This window comes from Gemmiger gallinarum (genome assembly GCF_014982805.1).
Taxonomy (GTDB): Bacteria; Bacillota; Clostridia; order Oscillospirales; family Ruminococcaceae; genus Gemmiger; species Gemmiger gallinarum.
This window is the reverse complement of sequence record NZ_JADCKC010000003.1, coordinates 256,937-278,974: the sequence shown is the minus strand read 5'-3', so window position 1 is coordinate 278,974 and position 22,038 is coordinate 256,937. Positions and strand designations below refer to the sequence as shown.

The following is a 22,038-nucleotide window of genomic DNA, read 5'->3' as shown; positions in this document are numbered from 1 at the left end:
CGGCGCGGCGGATGCTGTGACCCAAGCAAAGGACTTTGGAGGTGTTACCATGGTGTCGACACAACTGCGTATTCTGCGTGTGTTCGGTCTGACCTCGGCGGAGGTCACGGCCATTCTGCGCGCGGCGCAGGACGACGGATGCCCGGGTCTGCGCCTGCTGGAGCGCGACGGTGAGTTTGCCGTCTGCGTACAGGCATCGGCCCCCACCCAGGCAATGGCGGACGAGCACTGCGACAAATGGGCGCAGAAACTGCGTGCCCGCTTCGGCGATGCCTTTTACGGCATGGGCGAGGTCAGCCTGGCCCAGGCAACGCTGGATGCTCTGGTCAAAAAGCGCCGCCTCATCGTGGCGGCGGACGAGACCACCGGCCGGCTGCTGGGGTCTCTGCTGCAGCCGCTGGACCACAGCGAGGCAGTGTTTGACTTTGGCACCCAGACCTATGCCAACGCCGCCAACGCCCGCAAGATCACCACGCCCCAGTCGCTGCTGAAAAAGTTCCCCGGCGATGTGATGCAGGCTGCTGCCGGCCGGGCACAGATCGCCATGCAGGTGGGCCAGGCGGATTATGCCGCCGTGTATATGCCCGCCACGGTGGGGCAGGCTCCCTTTGTGCTGCTGTGCGACAAGCGGGGAGCGGTGGCCTGTGCCGTCAGCCCCGAGATGAGCGACGCCGCCATCGCCAACAACATTCTGGACCTGGCACGCCGCCGCGCGCTGGGGCTAAAGTTCAGCCAGGGCACCATCCAGTTCCGCCCCGGCCACGAGCGGCCGCTGCTGCTGGTCTCCCAGGCCGGACAGCAGAAGCCGGGGGACACCACCCGGTTCTCCCTGCGCCGCCGCTCCCGGACCAAATCCGCATCCAAGGCCGACTTTGAGCCCATGCTGGACTTTGACACCGCCCAGATCCCCCAGGCAGCCAAGCTGGCGGCTGCGGCGGCGGTGGGAGCCTCGGCGGCCCGGGTGGCGTCCAAAGCTGCCTCCAACACGGGGGGACAGCCGGTCTCCAAGCGCCCGGTGCCCGACAATGCGGCTGCAGTGACGGCTTCCGCCTGGGCCGCTGCCGAGCAGCAATGGGACGACACAGCCCGGCAGCCGGTCGCCGCCGCCGCCCGCAGCAGCGCCCCCACCGGCACCATCACCTTTGAAACACCTGTGGACTCCGCAGCGCCCGGCTCCGGGTCAAACGACAGCGGAGAAACGCCGCTTACCTTCACCACAGGCGGGGCACAGGCTGCTGCGGCTTACCGGGCGGCCCGCACGGCCCGGACTTCCGGCGCCCGGACATCGGGAGGGAAAAAGTCGGCGCCTGCCCAAAAGACGGGCACCATACCCATCCCCACCGACACCGTGAAGGAAGCTCCCGCGCCTCAGACCCATTCCATCCTGGATGACGACGTGCCCGATTTCACCGCATCCCTGGACCCCGAGACCATCCGTGCGGCCCAGCAGGCCGACGATGCCCAGGAGCCCCGCAGTCTGGAGGACTTCCAGGCCGCGGCCAAGCATCTGTACGATGCCAGCTCTCCCGACGATGTGATGGACCCCACCAAAAACCGCAGTCTTGCCGCCATTGAGCGCACCGAGCGCAAACAGCGGCGCAGCATGACGGTGACCTTTGTGGTACTGCTGGTCCTGCTGGTGGCGGGAGCCGTAGGCCTGTGGTATTATTTCAGCACCAACCTGGGCAGCAAGCCGTCCCCCCGGGGCTACGGCACCACCCAGTTTGACGAGAAAGCCGGCACCTACCTGGCCAACGCCCAGCAAAAGCAGAAGGACGCGGTGGGCTATCTGGCCTTCCCCGACTGGGAGGGACAGCTGGTCTACACCCCAGGGGCAACGGCGGAGGATGCCTCCAACGCCCGGCCGCAGGTCACCGGAACCAGCTATCTGGGGGCCTCGGAACCTTCCAATACAGTGCTCAGCCTGGACAGCATTTCCCTGGCAGGGCTCTCCAGCCTGGAGACCATGCGGGACAACGCGGGATTCACCCTCTATCTGGCGGACGGTACCTACCGGTACAAGGTGATGGCCGTCTGGTATCTGGACCCGGAGGACGAAACCGGCCTGGACCCGGCGGATTACGGTGACCTGTCCTCCTACTACGACTATATGAGTTTTGTACTGGGCGCTCATATGCGCTCGCTGTACGATACCGACATCGACGTGGAGGACGGCTCCCGCTTCCTCACGCTGGTGGGACCCTCGGATGTGGACGGCCTCAGCTTCTGCATGACCGGCCGCCTCATTGAGGAGGGGGAGAATGCCCAGCTGGCCGCCGCGCCCATCCAGATGCAGGAAAGCCCGCTGCTCACCGCATCCCAGTACGCTGCCAACGGACAGGACATGCCCGACGCGGCATCTCTGCTGAAGTCTCAGCTGGAATGGTATGCCGGAGTCAGCACCATCAGCACCCGGACGGCCTCCGGCTCCGGCAGCAATTCGGGCAGTGACAGCCAGGATGTCCACCCCAATCAGGAGGGACAGCCCGGCCAGACGACCGCCACCGACAGCGACCTGAGCCAGAGCATTGAGGACCTGCAGAACAAGACCGACAACCTCATTACCAGCGCCGACCAGCTGCTGGCAGGTCTGACCGATAAAGCGGGAGAGGCGGGCGCCTCCGAGTCGGATATCCATCAGGGCGCCGAGGGCACTCTGCCGGAACAGAATGTCCCGGTGGACAGCATCACCTCCTCCGGCTCTTCCGATTCGGACAGCAACTCGGATGGCGGCAGCAGCTCGGACGGAAACTCCAATGGTTCGGACAATTCCTCCGGGTCGGGAGACTCGGGCGGGGATTCCAATCAGGGCGGGTCCTCCGCCCAGGGCGAAACCATCAACGTCACCATGAACGGCACCCAGCAGACCATGGACCTGGTGACCTGCCTTGCCATGATCGCCCAGAATGAGCTGGGCTCCAATGCCCCCGCCGAGGCCTACAAGGCCCAGTGCGTGGCCGCCCATTGCTGGATCCTCAGCCAGGGGGGATACCCTTCAGTGGCAGGCACCACCCCCGGCTCGGCAGCACTGGCCGCTGCGCAGGAAGTGGCCCATGTGCTGGTTACTTACAACGGCAACGTCTGCTTTACCCCGTATTTTGCGTCGGCCTCCAAGGGTACGGCGTCGGCGGCGGACGTCTGGGGCAATGAGCGCGCCTGGCTGCAGGCGGTGGACAGCCCCTACGACGAGACCACTGCCACCAACTGGCACACCAACGGCGCTACTTCCGGCACGGCACGGTTTTCCCGTGCCACGGTGCAGCAGCGCATTCAGGATGTGCTGGGCATTGACCTGTCGGGGGTAGACCCCAACAAGTGGTTCAAGATCCTGTCTGCCAACCAGTACGGCTGGGTCACCCAGATGCAGATCGGCCCCGACGAGGGCCCCAACACCACCTGCCGGGGCACCTGGTTCCGGGAAAACCTGATGGCCGGCCAGAGTGTGGACGGACGCAGCCTGCGCAGCCAGTGCTTTACGGTAAGCTACGATTCCGGCACCGACTGCTTCATCTTTGATGTCTATGGCTACGGCCACGGCTGCGGCATGAGCCAGTGGGGCGCTGTGGGCTACGCCAACAACGGATGGAGCTATCAGGATATCCTCAAGCATTACTATCCCGGCACCACCCTGACCACCTACTGACCACCTACTGACCGGACATTCCCTATCAGAATAAGACGGCTGCCTGCCTTTCCCCGGAACATGGGGGAGGGCAGGCAGTCTTTTTTTGTCTGCCGCTTTCCGCCGCCCCGACTAAAACCCCGACCGCCCGCGTACAATAGACAGGATGGTCTTTCCATCAAAAGGAGGGATACAAATGGCACAGCTGTCAAAGAAACGGCCGGGAGCCGCCGGCGTGCTGAACAGCGTCCGGCAGCGCATTGCCCGGGCCCCGGCGCTGGATCTGCCCTTTCTGGTGATCTTGCTGCTGCTGGTATGCTTCGGGCTGATGATGCTGTTTTCGGCGGGGTACGCGGTGGCACTCTACCGCCGGGGGGATGCCTATACCTACATCCGGCCCCAGCTGCTGTTTGCGGTGCTGGGGGTCATTGCCATGTACGGGGCGTCCTTCATCGACTACCACGTCTGGCATAGACTGGCCTGGCCCATGATGGGCATCTCGCTGGTGCTTCTGACCCTTGTGCTGTTCATGCCGGAGTACAACGGCTGCAAGCGCTGGATCGTGCTGCCGGGGCTGGGAACCCTGCAGCCCAGTGAGATCGCCAAGTTCTCGGTGGTGCTGGTGTTTTCCCACATCATCTCCCTCAACCATGACCGGATGAAAACTTTCTCTACGGGAGTGCTGCCCTTCGGCATCATTCTGGGGGTGGTCACGGTGCTGATGCTGCTGGAGCCCCACCTGTCGGGCACGCTGCTCATTCTGGGCATCGGGGCGGTGCTGATGTTTGTGGGCGGCACCGGGCTCAAGTGGTTCGGCCTGGCGGGCGGCGCGGCGGCGGGAGCCATTGCGGCGGCGGTCATTCTGCTGCCCGAGCTGGTGCCCTATGCCACCGACCGTCTGGAATCCTGGCAGAATCCCTTTGCGGACCCTCTGGGAGAGGGTCACCAGACCATCCAGAGCCTGTATGCCATTGCGTCGGGAGGACTGGCCGGGCTGGGACTGGGCAACAGCCGCCAGAAATACCTCTACGTCCCCGAACCCCAGAACGACTTTATCTTCTCCATCCTGTGCGAGGAGCTGGGCTTTGTGGGGGCGGCGGTGGTGATTCTGCTGTTTTTGCTGTTGCTGCTGCGGGGACTGTCCATCGCCGTGCGGGCCAGGGACCGGTTCGGCGCCCTGCTGGTGGTGGGATTTGTGGTGCAGGTCATTCTGCAGGCGGTTTTGAACATTGCCGTGGTCACCAACACCATCCCCAACACCGGCATCAGCTTGCCCTTTTTCTCCTCGGGTGGCACCAGCCTCATGATGCTGCTGGGAGAGATGGGCATTGTGCTGTCGGTCTCCCGGCAGGCAGACTAGCCGCGGTTGAAGCATGAGGGCTTTTCCATTATAATAAGAGGGCAGCGGCGGACCGTCTGCCCTCTTTTGCTTTGCCGCAGGAAGGGGACGGATGCCGCAAGTTTTCAGCATCCCGGAAAAGGAGGGCCTTCCATGCCCGCTTCCCCATCCAAGAAATCAGTCTCCCCCCTGCGCGCGGCAGGCCGCGGAGTGTTGTCCGGCGCTGCGGCGCTGGTAATCCTGTTTGTGCTGCTTCTGGCGGCCTATGCCCTGCCGGGGGAGCCGGTGCGGGCCAACATTGCCCGGTCGGTCCCGCTGCTTCAGCAGGAGGGGCTCTACCCGGAATATTTCGGCTTCAAGCTGTTCCAGATGGACAACTACACCGACACCATCATGCTGTTTGAGGCGGCCAGTGCCGACGAGACCTCCCCCCTGCAGGCCATGATGACCTCCACCGCTTACAACGTGGACAACTTCGAGACCCTGCCCGACGATCTGGCTGCCTATCTGGATGCCCGGGCTCAGGGCAAAACCGGCGCCGATACCGGGCTGGAGCCCTTTTCCTACGCACGGTACTGGCACGGTTATCTCATCTGGCTGCGGCCGCTTCTGATGTTCCTGACTTACGGCCAGGTGCGCATCGCCAACTACCTGCTGTTTGCGGTGCTGGCCTGCCTGCTGCTGCGGCAGCTCTGGAAGGCCTGCGGCTGGCGGGCGGCCCTCTGGTTTGCGGTCAGCCAGCTGATGGTCTCCTGCTTCTTTGTGCCGCGGCAGATGCAGTTCTTCACCTGCTTTGCAGTGGCCTACGGAGCCTGCATCTGGGTGCTGGCACGCCCCCGCACGCCGGATGTTCTGGCAGCGGGGCTGGTGGTCACCGGCGTCTGCACCGCCTTTCTGGACCTGCTGGTCACCCCCATCCTGACGCTGGGGCTGCCCCTGGCCGTATGGCTGCTGGACCGGCGTGTCCGGGAGGATACGCCTCTTCGCCGCTGCGGTGTGGTCTGCGGGGGAGCGCTCTGCTGGGGAGCAGGCTATGCGGTCTGCTGGGCCTCCAAATGGGTGCTGGCCGGTGCGGTGACGGGACAGGATATCATCGGGGATGCCCTGCATCAGGCCTCGGTGCGCACCTCTGCCGATACCTGGCACGGCATGGAACTGACCTGGGGCAACATCATCCGCTTTGTGGTTGAGACCCTCACCGGCAAAGGACTGCTGATCCCCCTGATGGTCCTGGCGGTGGTCTGCATCGCTGCCTTTGGGCTCTGCCTTCGCGGGCGAAAAGAACTTCTCGAGGCGCTGCCTCTGGCGCTGGTGGCGCTGTCCGCCCCGGCGTGGCTGGCACTGCTGCGCACCCATTCCATCCAGCACGGCTGGTTTACCTGGCGGGCACTGGGCGTGACGCTGTTTGCAGGCCTTGCCTTTGTCTGGCATGCCTGCAGCCTGAAAGCGGGAACCGGACGCCTTCGCCGTGCCCTGCACCGCTGACTTCGCATACAAATAGAGAGACAAACAAACCGGACGGCCATCCCGCAAGGGGACTGCCGCCCGGTTTTTCTTATTTATTATAGTGGGAGAAATCAAAGGGTCAGCTCCCGTCCGTCCAGCACAGCCCGGACCAGGGTGTCGCCCTGATAAAACAGTTCCAGATGGAAGAAGGGCGCGTCCCGGTCCAGCAGGTCAAAGAAAATTTTATCTCCCTGCCAGATGGGCAGAGCCTGCACCTGGTCCCGGGGCACCCAGACCAGGTCGCCCTCGTTGCAGGGATGAGGCGTGCCGGAAAAGGCATCGCAGGTATACAGGTGCATCCGCTCGGGCTGCCAGGGGGGACAGTAGAAATCCACCATGGCCCGGTAGCGGGGATGGTCCATGGTATAGCCGGTTTCTTCAAGCACTTCCCGCATGGCGCAGGCAAGGGCATCCTCTCCCGGCTCAAACTTGCCGCCCACGCCGATCCACTTGTCCTTGTTGACATCATTTTTCTTTTTTACGCGGTGCAGCATGAGATAGCAGCCGTCCTGCTCCAGATAGCACAGCGTTGTCTGCAAAAGCTCTTCCATGGGCCAAAGCCTCCTGTGTGTGATCTACCGCTATTATACCTGCCGTCGTCCGGCTTGAAAAGACCTGCCATGAAACGGGAAAACCGGCAGGTATATTTTGGCTGCGCCACGGCACACTAGAGAGGAAGCCAAAAAAGCCCGGCTATTCGGCCGGGAGAACCAGAGGGAGGGTTCCGCAATGAGAGCAACCGGCATTGTGCGCCGTATTGACGAACTGGGCCGTGTGGTGATCCCCAAAGAGATCCGCCGTACCCAGCGTATCCGCCAGGGCGACGCACTCGAAATTTTTACCGAAGCGGACGGCAAGGTGATTTTCCGCAAGTATTCTCAAATGGCCGAGCTCAATGAGCTGGCGGGCGCTTATGCCGAGGTGCTGGCCAAACAGCTCAGCGCCCCGGTCATGGTCTGTGACCGTGATACCGTGGTGGCGGTTTCGGGGGGAACACGGGGAGAACTGCTGGGCAAGCACATTACCCCTGAACTGGAAAAGCTGCTGGCAGCCCGGGGAATCTATACGGCACCCCGGGATCCGTCCCGGAAAGTCCACGCAGTGACCGGCGTGGATAGCCGCACCCTGGAATGCGCAGCGCCCATCGTGGTGGGCGGGGACATTGAGGGCGGTGTCTGCCTGCTGGGCAGTGCCAGAACCGACCCGCCCGATGACGCTCAGACCGGGGCCATGCGCATTGCGGCGGCATTCCTCGCACGCTGGATGGAGGAATGACGGCCGCGGCCCATGCTGTTCCGCTGTCCATGCCGCCCAAAGCGAAAAGCCGCCGACCGGAATCTCTGGCGGAAGAGCCCCATGGCCTTCCGCGGTGACCGGGCGGCGGCTTTGTTGATTTTGGAAAATCCCATGGCCAGCTCATGCCCGGCAGGGCTGCGGCGGATTCCTTGCGGCAGGGGAGGGGGTATTGCTAATCCGTCCGGGAGCCGGCTGCCGGAGGGGCGCTCCGCCGCGCAGAAGACAAGGAGGAAACCGCGCAGGGACACCTTCTCCCGGACAGAAGAAAGGGGCTCTCCGGTCTGCCTGAAATAGCCTCAGAGTCTGGGAAAAGTCTCTGTATCTGCCGGTTTGCGGGCAAATGCGGGCGGAAGGGAGAATCCGAAAGCCGCTGCGGTTGGATTTCTCTCCTGCTTTGTGACGAAACTGTTAAACTTTCAAAGATTTTTGCAAAAACCCTTGACAGCGGGAAAGGTTGGAATATAATAAACTTAGCACTCGGGAACATAGAGTGCTAAAAACAAACAGAACCGTGAGAACAGGAGGCGGGGAAGATGGCAATGGATGCACGCAAGCAGCGGATCCTGGAGGCCATCGTTGCCCTGTATGCTCTGGACGGCGAGCCGGTGGGGTCCGGGCTGCTGGCCCACTATTTTGACATGGCGGTGTCCAGCGCGACGCTTCGCAATGAGATGGCGGCGCTGACACGGCTGGGAATGCTGGAGCAGCCCCACACCAGCGCAGGCCGGGTGCCCAGCACCAAAGGCTACCGGTACTATCTGGATCACCTGCTGGAAGGCCCCGACGCCATGCAGCTGGAGGACACCGACCGGGAGCAGATTGATGAGCTGTTCGCCACCATGGACGTGGAGCCGGAAAAGCTGGCTCCCGCGGCGGCAAGAGCGCTGGCCGACTACACCGGCTGCGCAGCAGCAGCCACCACCCCCCGGGCCGACGACCTCTGCATCGCCCACTTTGAGGTGGTGCAGGTTGGCCGGTACTCGGCGGCAATCCTGGCAGTGACCAGCGCCGGCGGAGTCCGCACCCGGGTGGCCCGGGTGGATACCGGTCTCTCCCGCAGCGATGCGGCGGCTCTGGCGCAGCTTCTCAACCGCGGGCTGACGTTCGTCTCCCCCGAGGATCTGACCCCCATGCTCAGCGCAAGCCTTCGCATGGCAGCAGGCGAGCGGCTGGCCCCCGTTGTGGCGGCCGCCGAGGCGCTGGTCCGCACCGGCCCCCAGGCTTACCTGGAAGGCGCTCAGTATCTGGCACAGAACGCCGATGTGCGGGAGAATCTCGGCACTCTGCTGGAGATCTTTTCCGACAATCGGGCAGCCACCGAGCTGCTGCAGCCGGAAGGAGGGCGGGTCACCGCCAAGCTGGGCGAGGACCTGGACCCCGAAATGCCGGGGCTGTGCATCGTCTGCAAGCGGTATCTTGCAGGCGGCGGCCTGACCGGAACCATGGCCATCATCGGGTCCAGCCGAATGCCGTTCCAGAAACTGATTCCCATTTTGGATTACTTTACCGGTAAGCTCGGACAGAGCATGTCCGGCAAAAGACAGGAGGACCAAGAATGAGCGAAGAAACCAAGGCACGGGGCGTCCAGCCCGAAGCGGACGCAAAGCCCGCACCGGAGGAACAAGCGCCCGCCGCAGCGAAGGAGGAATCTCAAGCTGCCGCCGAAACCTCCGGAAAAGAAGAGTCCACCGACAAGGCAGAACAGCCCAAGACCTCCGGCAAGGAGAAGAAGGACTGGTTCGGCGGCAAGGCCCGGGAGCTGGAGGCCACCAAGGCCAAGCTGGAAGCGGCCGAGAAGAAATCCGCCGATCTGCGTGACCAGCTGCTGCGCACCGCAGCGGAATATGACAACTACCGCAAGCGCTCGGCGCGGGAGGCCGACCAGAAGTTCAACGACGGCGTTTCCCATGCGGTGACCCAGATCCTGGGCATCTTGGATACGCTGGACATGGCCGCCAACGCCCCCTGCACCGATGAAAACTACAAGAAGGGCGTGACCATGACCCTGGACAAAGCCGCCAAGGCATTGGAAACGCTGCATGTGGTGGAGATCGAAGCGCTGGGCAAGCCTTTTGACCCCAACTTCATGAACGCCGTCCAGCAGGTCCCGCCCGAGGAAGGGCAGGAGAGCGGCAGCGTCGTCCGGGTATTCCAGAAAGGCTACCAGATCGGCGACCGCATCATCCGCCACGCCACCGTGGTTGTGGCTGAATAAATGACGTATCGATCCTGCAAAGGACCGGTCATATAAAATCAACATTCACCAACATTTTGAATATGCATTCATTCGAGAGGAGATCATCATTATGAGCAAGATCATTGGCATCGACCTTGGTACTACCAATAGCTGCGTCGCTGTTATGGAAGGCGGCGAGCCTGTCGTTATCGCAAACTCTGAGGGCGCCCGTACCACGCCTTCCGTCGTCGGCTTCACCAAGACCGGCGAGCGTCTGGTGGGCCAGGTGGCAAAGCGCCAGGCCATCACCAACCCCGAAAACACCATTTCTTCCATCAAGCGCAAGATGGGCACTGCCGAGAAGGTTCATGCCGGCGGCAAGGACTACACCCCCGAGGAGATCAGCGCCATGATCCTGGCCAAGCTGAAGGCTGACGCCGAGGCTTACCTGGGCGAGAAGGTCACCGAGGCGGTCATCACCGTCCCCGCTTACTTCAACGACAGCCAGCGTCAGGCCACCAAGAACGCAGGCACCATCGCAGGCCTGAACGTCAAGCGTATCATCAACGAGCCCACTGCTGCATCTCTGGCTTACGGCATCGATAAGGAAGCCGACCAGAAGATCATGGTCTACGACCTGGGCGGCGGCACCTTCGATGTCTCCATCATCGAGATGGGCGACGGCGTCACCGAAGTCCTGGCCACCAACGGCGATACTCACCTGGGCGGCGATGACTTCGACCAGCGCATCATCGACTGGATGGCTGAGGACTTCATGCGTGAGAACAACATCGACCTCCGCAAGGACAAGATGGCTGCTCAGCGTCTGAAGGAAGCTGCCGAGAAGGCTAAGATCGAACTGTCCAGCGCTACCTCCACCAACATCAACCTGCCCTTCATCACCGCGGACGCCAACGGCCCCAAGCATCTGGATATGACCCTGACCCGCGCCAAGTTCAATGAGCTGACCGCTGATCTGGTCGATCGCACCATGACCCCTGTCCGCAAGGCTCTGGCCGATGCGGGCCTGAATGCTTCCGACCTGAAGAAGGTCCTGATGGTCGGCGGTTCCACCCGTATCCCCGCTGTCTACGATGCCGTCAAGAAGGAGCTCAACTGCGAGCCGTTCAAGGGCATCAACCCCGATGAGTGCGTTGCTGTGGGCGCTGCCATTCAGGGCGGTGTTCTGCAGGGCGATGTCAAGGGCCTGCTGCTGCTGGATGTCACCCCGCTGAGCCTGGGCATCGAGACTCTGGGCGGTGTCTGCACCAAGATCATCGAGCGCAACACCACCATCCCCACCAAGAAGAGCCAGGTCTTCTCCACTGCGGCCGACAACCAGCCCAGCGTCGAAGTCAACGTCCTGCAGGGCGAGCGTGAGTTTGCCCGCGACAACAAGAGCCTGGGAACCTTCCATCTGGACGGCATCGCTCCGGCTCCCCGCGGCGTGCCTCAGATCGAAGTCACCTTCGATATTGACGCCAACGGCATCGTCCATGTCAGCGCCAAGGATCTGGGCACCGGCAAGGAGCAGAGCATTACCATCACCGCTTCCACCAACATGAGCAAGGACGACATCGACAAGGCTGTCAAGGATGCCGAGCAGTATGCCGCCGAGGACAAGAAGCGCCGTGAGGAAGTGGATATCCGCAACAATGCCGACCAGATGGTCTTCCAGACCGAGAAGGCCATGAACGAGTTCGGCGACAAGATCTCCGCCTCTGAGAAGAGCGACATCGAGACCAAGGTCAGCGCCCTGAAGGAAGCTTTGAAGTCCGGTACCATCGACGACATCAAGGCAAAGCAGGAAGAACTGCAGAAGGCATTCTACGCCATCAGCGAGAAGGTCTATCAGCAGGCTGCTCAGGCCCAGCAGGCCCAGCAGCAGCCCGGCGCCAACCCCAACGCGGGTGCACAGGGCGGCGCATCCCAGACCGATGACGGCGCCGTTGACGCCGACTTCCATGAGGTCTAAAATCAATCTGTAACAGGACAAGCACCGGCGACGGAACCTGCGGCCGCCGTCCGGCAGTCGGCCGGAGCCGGTGCGGACCCTGAAGCTGTGAAATGAAACCCACTGGCCGTCGCCGGCGTACTTTGCCCGGCGGCGGCCCTTGTGGGGTCAACAGCCAGTCACTGGGCCTGCTTTGACAGGCGCCAATGCGCGCCGGTGGGAACAGCGAATGGAAAGGTGTGATAATATGGCAGATAAGAGAGATTACTACGAGGTTTTGGGCGTCGGCAAAAACGCCACCGATAGCGAGATCAAAAGTGCCTACCGCAAGCTTGCCAAAAAGTACCACCCTGACCTGAACCCCGGCGACAAGGAAGCCGAGGAAAAGTTCAAGGAGGTCAATGAGGCAAACGACGTTCTCTCCGACCCGGAAAAGCGCAAGCGGTACGATCAGTTCGGCTTTGCGGGCGTAGATCCCAACTACGCGGCAGGCCAGGGCGCGGGTGCAGGTGGCTTTGGCGGCGGCTTCGGCGGCGTCGACCTCGGTGATATTTTCGGCGACATTTTCGGCGGCAGCTTCGGCGGCGGGTTCGGTGGGTTCGGCGGCAGCCGGGCCAATCCCAATGCCCCCCGCAAGGGCCATGACATCCAGGCCAGCGTCATCCTCACCTTTGAGGAGGCGGCCCACGGATGCAGCAAGACCGTCACCATCAACCGTCAGGAAACCTGCCGCGACTGCGGCGGTTCCGGCGCGGAACACGGCACCAGTCCCGAGACCTGCCCCCATTGCGGCGGCCGGGGCTATGTGGTCACCCAGCAGCGCACACCCTTCGGCGTGATGCAGAGCCAGCAGCCCTGCAGCTACTGCGGCGGCCGGGGCACCATCATCAAGAACCCCTGCCACACCTGCCGCGGCACCGGCAAGACGGGCTCCCGCAAGACGCTGGAAGTCCGCATCCCGGCGGGCATCGACGATGACCAGAACATCGCGCTGCGCGGCCAGGGCGACGCCGGTACCAACGGCGGCCCGGCAGGCGACGTGATCGTCCACGTCACCGTCAAGCCCGATCCGGTCTTTGAGCGGGACGGCTTCGATGTTTGGGTGCATGAGCCTGTCACCTTCAGCCAGGCGGTGCTGGGCGCCGAGATCACGGTGCCCACCGTGGACGGCAAGGTGGCCTACCGCATTCCGGAAGGTACCCAGAGCGGCACCAAGTTCCGCCTGCGGGGCAAGGGCATCCAGTACCTCAACGGCAGAGGCCGCGGCGATCAGTACGTCGTGGTCGATGTGGAAATCCCCAAAAAGCTGACCAAAGCACAGCGTGACGCCCTCAAGAATTTTGAGGACTCTCTGCGGGATGAAAACTACGAAAAGCGCAAGGGATTTTTTAAGAATCTGAAAGACCGCTTCATGTGACCTGTCACGGCGCGGTTGGGCGCCGCGATCCTGCGGTCGCGCGGCCACAAACTCCATAACAACAAACCGGCCCCCATCCCGGCACAGTCAGTGCCTTGGGATGGGGGCCGGTATTTTTATGGGAAAAGGCCGGGAAAGAGGATTTACTTCCACAGTCCCTGGGGATAGGTGCCTGCGTCGGTCATGGCCTTGAGCGCTGCCACCAGTTCAGGTTTGTCCTCCCGGTAGGTGATGCCGTGCCACTTGTCGGGGCTGGTCAGCACGCGGACCTGGGCGCGGCCGTCCGCCAGGGCGGCAGATACCACGCTGGGCAGATAATACTCGCACTTGAGGGGATTGACAGGCACATTCTGACGCAGAAAGTCTGCAAATCCCTGCTGTGCCGCCGCGACAAAGCTGGGGGTGAAGCCCCACAGGTTCATGCTGACCAGAGAGTCGCCGGGCAGCTTCACCCAGGTCTTGCCCTCGTCCTCGGTGTAGGCGATGGCTCCGTTCCGGGGTTCGATGCGGGTGCGCTCGGTGACCGAGACCAGATTGCCGGCCTCATCGGTCACGCAGACGCCGCGGCTGACCGAACCGTTCTCGCTGACGGTGTTTTTGAGGTGGAAGCCCACCATGGCCCAGGCAAATTTGTCCCCGTCGGCGTGGGTGGAAAGATACTCATAAATCAGCCGGAAGCAGGTGGGACCATAGTAGTCGTCAGCATTGATGACAGCAAAGGGAGCGTCGATGCATCCCGCCGCCGACAGGACCGCGTGGGCGGTGCCCCAGGGCTTGACCCGGCCTTCCGGCACCGTAAATCCCTCGGGCAGAATGTCCAGCTGCTGGAAGGCATACCGCACTTCCAGCCCTGCCTGCTCGGCCCGGGCGCCTACCGTGTGCTTGAAGTCCTCCTCAATCTCATGCTTGATGATGAAGACGACGGTGGAAAATCCCGCCCGCCGTGCATCGTAGAGGCTGTAGTCCAGAATGGCCTCGCCGCAGGGACCGACCGGGTCGATCTGCTTGAGCCCGCCGTAGCGGCTGCCCATGCCTGCGGCCATCACTACCAGAATCGGTTTGTTGCTCATCCCAAAAACTCCTTTTTCGGCTGCGCCCTTGCGGATGGGGCAGCTCGGATTCTGTTTTTATCATACACGCCCCAGGCTCCGGATGCAAGCCGCCCGGAGAGACATTTGCCGCTTGCCCGCAAAGCATTGGTTTTGTCAGTGGAATTTTGGGCGCAGCAATGTTATAATGCAGTCAAACAGAGCGGACCGGTCCGGGCAGATACCGGCCCCGAAAAAAGTTAAATAAATTTGACAATAAGGTATATAAATTGCGGCCGGTTATGATATAATGAAAAAAATACCGGACGGGGAGGGGAGCACCATGCGGGGCGAAGCAAAAGGTCTTGTGCTGGCAGGGGGCGGAGCCAAGGGCAGCTACCAGGTGGGGGTCTATCAGGCCCTCCGGGAGGTGGGCTGGCAGCCGGAACTCATCACCGGCACCAGTGTGGGCGCTCTCAATGGCGCGCTGTTCGTCATGGGGCATTTGGCCGAGGCCGAGCAGCTCTGGCAGACGCTGGATGTGCACGGCGTGCTGGAGGTCCCCCAGGGCAAAAAGCCGGAGGAGCTGCGGGACTTTCTTCTGGATGTGCTGCGCAGCGGCGGCATGAACATCGAGCCCCTGGGCTCCACCATCGACGATTATCTGGACGAGGGGGTCATGCGGGCCTCTGCTATCCGGTACGGTCTGGTCATGACCGAGATGAACACTCTGCGCTCCCACCAGTATACCCTGGAAGAGATCCCCCGGGGGCGGCTCAAAGAGTATATGATGGCTTCCAGCGCCTGTTTTCCGGCGCTGCGCCCCCAGGAGATCGACGGGGTCAAGTATATTGACGGCGGCTGGAGTGACAACATGCCCATGAGCCTGGCAGCCCGTATGGGAGCCACCGAGCTCATTGCGGTGGATATTGACGGGGTAGGCATCAGCCGTCCCAACACCACCGGCCTGCCCACCCGGATCATTCACAGCCACTGGGATCTCGGCCCCCTGTTTGAATTTGACGGCGAGCGTGCCCGGCGCAACATCAAGCTGGGGTATTTGGATACGCTGCGCCTGTTCGGACGGGTGGGCGGCACTGCCTATGCCATTCTGCCGTCGGAGGATCGGTTCCTCTCGGATTTTGCGGCGGCTTACCGTGCGGCTCTCACTCAGGCGGCGGGACGGGTGCCGACCCTCTGGCTGACGGAGAGCATGGCGCGGCAGGTCAAGGGGTATCCGCCCACCTACGACAAAGACCCCACCGCCCCCACGGCTGCTGCACTGGCGCCGCTGGAGATGGCGGCGGAGCGGATGCAGGTGCCGCCCGACGAACCCATGACGGCAAAGCTGCTGGCCCTGACTTTTTTGGGAAGCTTCGACCGGGACCCGGCCGACCGGTTTCCCATCCTGCTGGGCAGACAGGAAGGCAACGTAGTGGGGGAGGCGGCCATGGCGGCTGCCGCACCCGAAGATTTTGTGACGGCGCTGGTCTCGCACACCCTGTCGGGGATGGGCACCGGCGTATTCTGGTAAAGGCCGCACGGCGCGGCGGAAGGATTCGGCAACAGCCTGCTGGGCGCCGCGGCAGGAAAGGGGGAAGTTTATGCCTGCATTCAAGGGAATCAAAGTATCGCCCGGCGTGGCAGTGGGACCGGTGGTGCGGCTGGACCGGGGCATCGTGGGCCTGCACCGCATCGTCAGTGATCCGTTCCGGGAGCGCGCTCTGTACGAGGCGGCCATTGTGCTGGCCAAGGACGAGCTGACCCAGCTGCAGCAGCGTGCCCAGGGAGCGGATGCCGATATCCTGATGTTTCAGATCGCACTGCTGGAGGACGATTCCTTCACCAATGAGATCGGCGACTACATATCGGCGGGAGCAGGCAGCGCCGCGGCGGTGGAGCGTGCTGAACAGATTTTTGCAGCGCGGCTCAACAATGTGGACAACGACTACATCCGGCAGCGCAGCGTGGATGTGCGGGATGCCTGCCGCCGGGTGGTGGATATTCTGGACGGACGCCCCCGCCAGAAACTGCATCTGACCCAGCCGTCCATTCTGGTGGCCAATCTGTTCTTCCCCAGCGATATTTTTTCCCTGGACCGTTCCATGATCCTGGGCATTGCCGCCGACAACGACAGCGAAACCAGCCATGCGGCCATCATGGCCCGCACCATGGGCATCCCGGCGGTGTTCGGGCTGGGCAAGGGGATGGCTGCACTGGCCGAAGGGCACGAGGCCCTCATCGACGGTCAGGCAGGTACCATGATCGTGGACCCCACCCCCGATGATATCGCCCAGGCCAACCATCGGCTGGCGCTTTTGCAGCGCAAAAACCGCAAACGCCATGCCCTGGCCGGCAAGCCCTGCATCACCAGGGATGGTACGCCGGTGGCACTGTACGCCAGTGCCTCCTCGCCGGAGGATATTGAAAACTCTATGCATGCCGGAGCCGACGCCATCGGACTGGTACGCACCGAGCAGCTGCTGCTGGACCATCTGGGAGAGGAAAAGCAGTATTATCACTACATCAACTGCCTGGGAGCGGCGGGAGGCCGTCCGGTCACTGTACGCACCGGGGACGTGGGCGCCGACGACGCCGCGCCCTGGGTGGAGGATGTTCGCCGCGCCGCCGAAAACCGCCGCCGGCTTTCCACCCAGATCACGGCCCTTCTGCGGGCGGGGACCCGGGGCGGCCTGCGTGTGGTGCTGCCCATGATCACCGGCCCCGAGGAATGGGACGATGTGATGCAGGAGGTGGAGCGCTGCAAGGAGCGCCTTGACCGCCGTGGCGTGGACTATGCCCATGACTTGGAGTTCGGCTGTCTCATTGAGATCCCCGCCGCCGCGCTGGTGGCGGACCAGATCATGGACCACGGGGCAAAGTTTTTGGCCATCGACATTGACGATCTGGTGCACTACACGGTGGCGGCCGGACTCAGCGACAGCTCCAAGGGCCGGTATGAACGGGCCGATGCCCCCGCTGTGCGGCGGCTGGTGGATATGGTCTGCCGGATGGCGGCGGACCGGAATGTCCCGGTGTACATGTGCGGCATTATGGCCCGGGACCTGCCCGAGATGGAAAGCTATCTGCGGGACGGTATCCGCGCCTTCTGCCTGGAATGGATCAGCCTGAATGACCTTAAGGCGGAGTTTATGGAGATGGATCTGGCGGCGAAGACTTCCCCGGCGGAAACAAAAAGTTGAACAAAAAGTGTTGACAAATCAAAGTGGATGTGATTAAATAACTTCAAACCAATGAAGCGAAAGTAAAACTGCAGGCGCACGCAAAGAGAGCCCCCGTTGCTGGGAGTGGGGCCGGAAGCGGGGCAGACAAATGGTTCGCAGAGGGCACGGGGAAAGGCCGCAGGGCTGAGTATCCGATGACGGAAGCCTCCGTTACAGGGCAGGGGAATGATGGTTCTCCGCAAAGGGGCCGCGCCGGATCAACGCGGCAAGCAAGGTGGCACCGCAGGTCGCCAAATCAATTTGGATTTGTCCTGTCCTTGCACAACACCCGTCTGGGGTTGTGCGGGGGCAGTTTTTTTATACCCGCATCCCGGAACCTGTTGAAAGGGAGCGTACAGCCTATGAAAACCAGTCTCCATCCCGGCCGGCGATGGCGCGGCAGAACAGACCGAACGCCCATCCATCCTCATGCCAGATAAAAAAGGAGAAACTACCATGAAAAAACTGCTTGCTGTTCTCACCGCCGCCACCTTTGCCCTGTCCCTGGCCGCCTGCTCGGGAAGCGATTCCTCTTCCAGCCAGTCTGCATCCGCCGGCCAGTCCTCCGCCGCCACGGCCGAGGCTACCTCCGGCGAGGGCGAGAGCTACCGCATCGCCATTGTCCAGCAGGTGGACCACTCCTCTCTGGACGAGATCCGCACCGCCATTGAGGCCGAGCTGGATGCCCGGGCCGCCGCTGACGGCGTCACCATCGAGTATACCGAGTTCAACGGCCAGGGTGACAGCAGCATCCTCAACCAGATCGGCAGCCAGGTGGTCTCCGACGGCTACGACGCCGTCATCCCCATCGCCTCCCTGGCGGCCCAGTGCATGGTCAACGCCGTGGACGGCAGCATCCCTGTGGTCTATGCCGCCATCTCCGACCCCGCCACCGCCGGCCTGACCGACCTGGAGAACGTCACCGGCACCTCCGATGCTCTGGACACCAAGTTCATCCTGGATATGATGTTTGCCGTCAACCCCGACATCCAGACGGTGGGGCTGCTCTACTCCAACTCCGAGACCAACTCCGAGACTCCCATCGCCGAGGCCAAGGCCTACCTGGAGGATAAGGGCGTCGCCTATGTGGAGGCCACCGGCAACGCCACCGGCGAGGTCCTGGACGCCGTCAACGGCCTGACGGATCGGGTGGATGCCGTCTTTACCCCCACCGACAACGTGATCATGAGCGCAGCCGGTGCCGTGGCCGAGACCCTGACCGATGCAGGCATCCCCTTCTACGCAGGGGCTGACTCCTTCGTCACCTCGGGGGCCTTCGCCACCTGCGGCGTCAACTACACCGACCTGGGCACCAAGACCGCCGACATGGCGGTGGATGCCCTCCAGACCGCTACCGTTCCCTCCGACTACACCGTGATGGAGGGCGGCGTCATCACCGTCAACACCGAGACCGCTGCCGCCCTGGGCCTGGATTACAGCGCCTTCAACGATATGGCCGGCACAGTGGTCGAGGTCACCACCGCTGCCGCGGGCGAATAACGAGGTCATATCCTGAATCGTAACACCGCACAGCGGGGCAGGGCAGAAGGCTCTGCCCCGCACGGTGCGTTTTCAACCAAAGGAGCTGTATACCAATGATCACCACTGCCATTGTGCTGAGCGCGCTGGAGCTGGGCTGTATCTATGCTCTGGTCGCCATGGCACTGTTTCTGAGCTTCCGCGTCCTCAACATCGCGGACATGACCACCGACGGCGCATTCACTCTGGGCTGTGCGGTCTCCGCCACCATGGCTGTGGCGGGGCATCCCGTCCTTGGGCTGTTTGCCGCCATGGTGTCGGGCGCTGCAGCGGGCTTTATCACCGCTTTTCTCCAAACGCGGATGGGGGTGCCCTCCATTTTGGCGGGCATCATCACCAACACCGGATTGTACACCATCAATCTGGCGGTAATGGGATTTTCCTCCAATGTGCCCATGCTCAAGACGACCACACTGTTCACCATGGCAGAGTCGCTGTTCGGGGAGAACGCCCCCTACAAGCTTATCACTGCCGCCCTCATCACGGCGGTGGTCTGCGCCCTGCTCATCGCCTTCCTGGGTACACGGCTGGGCCTTTCCATCCGTGCCACCGGCGATAACCCCGACATGGTGCGTGCCAGCTCCATCAATACCGCCTTCACCGTCACAGTGGGCCTGTGCATTGCCAACGCCATGACCGCCCTGTCCGGCGCGGTGCTGGCCCAGTACCAGAAATCCGCCGACATCAACCTGGGCACCGGCATGGTGGTCATCGGGCTGGCCTCCCTCATCATTGGGGAAACGCTGTTCGGTCATGGCGGGCTGTGGACCAAGGCCGTGGCGGCGGTGGCGGGCAGCATCATCTACCGCTTTATCATCGCCATTGCCATGCGGGCCAACCTGCCGTCGGAGGCCCTCAAGCTGATCTCCGCCATCATCGTGGTGCTGGCCATCTCGGCCCCTGCCCTCAAGAAGGGCGCCGAATTCCAGCGCCGCCGCTATGCTGCCATGTTCGGGAAGGGAGGCAATCAGGATGCTTGAACTCAGACAGGTCAAAAAGACCTTCAATCCCGGCACGGTCAACGAGAAAAAGGCCCTGACCGGCATTGACCTCAAACTGGAACGGGGGGACTTCGTCACCATCGTGGGCTCCAACGGAGCAGGCAAATCCACCCTGTTCAATGCCATTGCGGGCAGTTTCATCCCAGACAGCGGCAGCATTGTGCTGGACGGCAAGGATATCACCTTCTGGCCGGACTACAAACGGTCCAAGACCATCGGCCGCCTGTTCCAGGACCCTCTCAAAGGGACCGCTCCCAGCATGACCATTGAGGAAAACCTTGCCCTTGCCTATCTGCGGGCTTCGGGACATACCTCGCCTTTCTCCCGTATTTCCAAAACCGAGCGGGAGCTCTTCCGCAGCCGGCTGGCCGCCCTGGACCTGGGACTGGAAGACCGCATGAAACAGCCGGTGGGGCTTCTCTCCGGCGGTCAGCGGCAGGCGCTGACATTGCTCATGGCTACGTTGGTTACCCCCAAACTGCTGCTTCTGGACGAACACACCGCAGCCCTGGACCCCGCCACCGCCGACAAGGTCCTGGCTCTGACCCGCAGCATTGTGGCGGAAAACAACATCACCTGCCTGATGATCACCCATAATATGCACGCGGCATTGGAACTGGGCAACCGCACCATCATGATGGACGCGGGCCATATTGTGCTGGACATCGGCGGAGAAGAGCGGGACCACATGACGGTGGACGGCCTTTTGGAGCGCTTTGCCCGGGATGCGGGACACAAGCTGGACAACGACCGGATTCTGCTCAGCAAGACGCAGACCGCCGCTGACTGAACCGTGCAATTCTATAAGAATCCTTCCTCCGCGGAGCCTCTCAACGTGGCTTCTGCAGGGAATTTTTTATGCTGCAAAGCCTGCTGAAAGGGAAAAGACGAACCCTTGGCTGACGGAGGGCGCGGAAGCTCTGCATAAGCCGGGGAACCATGCAGCTTGACACATAGTGCCGGCGGACGATGCATATGCTGAGCCGGGGGTGGTATTATGCTGGAAATTCTCGGATTGTTCTTGCAGGCAGCAGCCTCGCACATTTTATATCTGACGCTCCGATTGGAGACGGGAAGCTTTCCAAGGCCCTTGCGTGCAGAGGAGGAACGTGCCGCCTTTGCTGCAGCCCGGCAGGGGGACCGCAATGCCCGTGACCGATTGATCCGCCATAACCTGCGCCTGGTTGCCCATGTGACCAAAAAATATTACGCAGTTGCGGCAGCGCAGGACGATCTGGTGAGCATGGGGACCATTGGCCTGATCAAGGCGGTGGACAGCTTTGATCCCGCCCGCCGTGTCCGGTTTGCCAGCTATGCTTCCCAGTGCATTGAAAATGAGCTGCGGATGTATCTGCGACACACAAGGCGGGAAGGTACACCGCTTTCGCTGCAGGAGCCGCTGGAGAGCCATGCCAATGACAGCGGTACCCTGACCCTTGCCGATGTACTGACCGACGATGCGGTGATGGAAGAAGACTGCGAGCGGCGCGACATTGCGATGCGGCTGCGTGCGCTGGTGAAGGCATTGCCTGCCCGGGATGCCCGCATTCTTACGATGCGATACGGGTTGGACGGCAAGGCGGAACTTACCCAACAGGCAGTGGCGGAAAAACTGGGCATCAGCCGGAGCTATGTCTCCCGCATTGAAAAGCGTGCATTGGAAACGCTGCGTGCTCACTGGGAAAATCAGGCCCATTGCCGGGCAGAAATGCCTCAAAAGTGAAATCCAACCCCACAATGGGAGCCACCGGTAAAATGCTCCCGCTGCGGCAGTACAGGTGTACAAATCCGACTCCGTTCAGCCGCTGGAAAAACTTGGACAAAATTAACAAAAATATCACATCTTTCGTGGTAGGGACAGAGAAAATCCCGTTCTCACAGGGAAACGGGTATGATATAATGGTACAAACTTCCGGGCGGAAAAAATAGCTTCCGG

Annotated in this window: 16 protein-coding genes; 14 read left to right on the top strand and 2 right to left on the bottom strand. The window is 62.2% G+C overall.

Going from position 1 to position 22,038, the window contains the following annotated elements:
- Positions 1-49 precede the first annotated feature (49 nt).
- The 3 genes from INF35_RS10500 to INF35_RS10490 all read left to right on the top strand — a co-directional run bounded on the left by INF35_RS10500 (position 50) and on the right by INF35_RS10490 (position 6,446).
- The gene (locus tag INF35_RS10500; RefSeq protein ID WP_193502251.1) at positions 50-3,643 is read left to right on the top strand and encodes a SpoIID/LytB domain-containing protein; all 3,594 of its coding nucleotides are present in this window, start codon (positions 50-52) and stop codon (positions 3,641-3,643) included.
- Positions 3,644-3,818: 175 nt separating this feature from the next.
- Positions 3,819-4,982 (top strand): FtsW/RodA/SpoVE family cell cycle protein, encoded by a 1,164-nt coding sequence (locus INF35_RS10495; RefSeq protein WP_268885745.1) that lies wholly within the window; start codon positions 3,819-3,821, stop codon positions 4,980-4,982.
- A 132-nt stretch (positions 4,983-5,114) separates the two neighbouring features.
- Positions 5,115-6,446 (top strand): hypothetical protein, encoded by a 1,332-nt coding sequence (locus INF35_RS10490; RefSeq protein WP_193502249.1) that lies wholly within the window; start codon positions 5,115-5,117, stop codon positions 6,444-6,446.
- 92 nt (positions 6,447-6,538) lie between these two features.
- Here INF35_RS10490 and INF35_RS10485 read toward each other — a convergent pair whose 3' ends face one another.
- Positions 6,539-7,018, bottom strand: a complete 480-nt coding sequence (locus INF35_RS10485; RefSeq protein WP_193502248.1) for an NUDIX hydrolase — start codon at positions 7,016-7,018, stop codon at positions 6,539-6,541.
- Positions 7,019-7,196: 178 nt separating this feature from the next.
- On the opposite strand from INF35_RS10485, the gene INF35_RS10480 reads away from it, so the two are divergent.
- The 5 genes from INF35_RS10480 to dnaJ all read left to right on the top strand — a co-directional run bounded on the left by INF35_RS10480 (position 7,197) and on the right by dnaJ (position 13,310).
- Positions 7,197-7,742 carry a stage V sporulation T C-terminal domain-containing protein gene (locus INF35_RS10480; RefSeq protein ID WP_193502247.1) on the top strand — a complete coding sequence of 182 codons (546 nt, stop codon included), beginning with the start codon at positions 7,197-7,199 and terminating at the stop codon, positions 7,740-7,742.
- 554 nt (positions 7,743-8,296) lie between these two features.
- Positions 8,297-9,322 carry a heat-inducible transcriptional repressor HrcA gene (gene hrcA / locus INF35_RS10475; protein ID WP_193502246.1) on the top strand — a complete coding sequence of 342 codons (1,026 nt, stop codon included), beginning with the start codon at positions 8,297-8,299 and terminating at the stop codon, positions 9,320-9,322.
- Positions 9,319-9,978 carry a nucleotide exchange factor GrpE gene (locus INF35_RS10470; protein WP_193502245.1) on the top strand — a complete coding sequence of 220 codons (660 nt, stop codon included), beginning with the start codon at positions 9,319-9,321 and terminating at the stop codon, positions 9,976-9,978. The genes hrcA and INF35_RS10470 overlap by 4 nt, the downstream gene beginning before the upstream one ends.
- A gap of 91 nt (positions 9,979-10,069) precedes the next feature.
- Entirely contained in the window at positions 10,070-11,914 is a 1,845-nt protein-coding gene (gene dnaK, locus INF35_RS10465) for a molecular chaperone DnaK (protein ID WP_193502244.1), read from the top strand.
- Between the two features lie 226 nt (positions 11,915-12,140).
- A complete protein-coding gene (gene dnaJ / locus INF35_RS10460) occupies positions 12,141-13,310 on the top strand; it encodes a molecular chaperone DnaJ (RefSeq protein ID WP_193502243.1) in 1,170 nt (389 codons plus the stop codon).
- Between the two features lie 143 nt (positions 13,311-13,453).
- Here the strand turns inward: dnaJ and INF35_RS10455 are convergent, their stop codons facing one another.
- The gene (locus tag INF35_RS10455) at positions 13,454-14,380 is read right to left on the bottom strand and encodes a nucleotidyltransferase family protein (protein WP_193502241.1); all 927 of its coding nucleotides are present in this window, start codon (positions 14,378-14,380) and stop codon (positions 13,454-13,456) included.
- 301 nt (positions 14,381-14,681) lie between these two features.
- On the opposite strand from INF35_RS10455, the gene INF35_RS10450 reads away from it, so the two are divergent.
- From INF35_RS10450 to INF35_RS10425, 6 genes are all read left to right on the top strand, one after another.
- Positions 14,682-15,872, top strand: a complete 1,191-nt coding sequence (locus tag INF35_RS10450; protein ID WP_193502239.1) for a patatin-like phospholipase family protein — start codon at positions 14,682-14,684, stop codon at positions 15,870-15,872.
- Positions 15,873-15,942: 70 nt separating this feature from the next.
- Complete coding sequence (locus tag INF35_RS10445) at positions 15,943-17,541, top strand: putative PEP-binding protein (protein ID WP_193502237.1); 1,599 nt, start codon at positions 15,943-15,945, stop codon at positions 17,539-17,541.
- Positions 17,542-18,018: 477 nt separating this feature from the next.
- Entirely contained in the window at positions 18,019-19,062 is a 1,044-nt protein-coding gene (locus INF35_RS10440; protein ID WP_193502235.1) for an ABC transporter substrate-binding protein, read from the top strand.
- Between the two features lie 95 nt (positions 19,063-19,157).
- Entirely contained in the window at positions 19,158-20,081 is a 924-nt protein-coding gene (locus tag INF35_RS10435; RefSeq protein ID WP_193502233.1) for an ABC transporter permease, read from the top strand.
- Positions 20,074-20,892, top strand: coding sequence for an ABC transporter ATP-binding protein (locus INF35_RS10430; RefSeq protein WP_193502231.1), 819 nt, complete (start codon positions 20,074-20,076; stop codon positions 20,890-20,892). The genes INF35_RS10435 and INF35_RS10430 overlap by 8 nt, the downstream gene beginning before the upstream one ends.
- 300 nt (positions 20,893-21,192) lie before the next feature.
- Positions 21,193-21,825, top strand: coding sequence for a sigma-70 family RNA polymerase sigma factor (locus INF35_RS10425; RefSeq protein WP_235983203.1), 633 nt, complete (start codon positions 21,193-21,195; stop codon positions 21,823-21,825).
- Positions 21,826-22,038 lie beyond the last annotated feature (213 nt).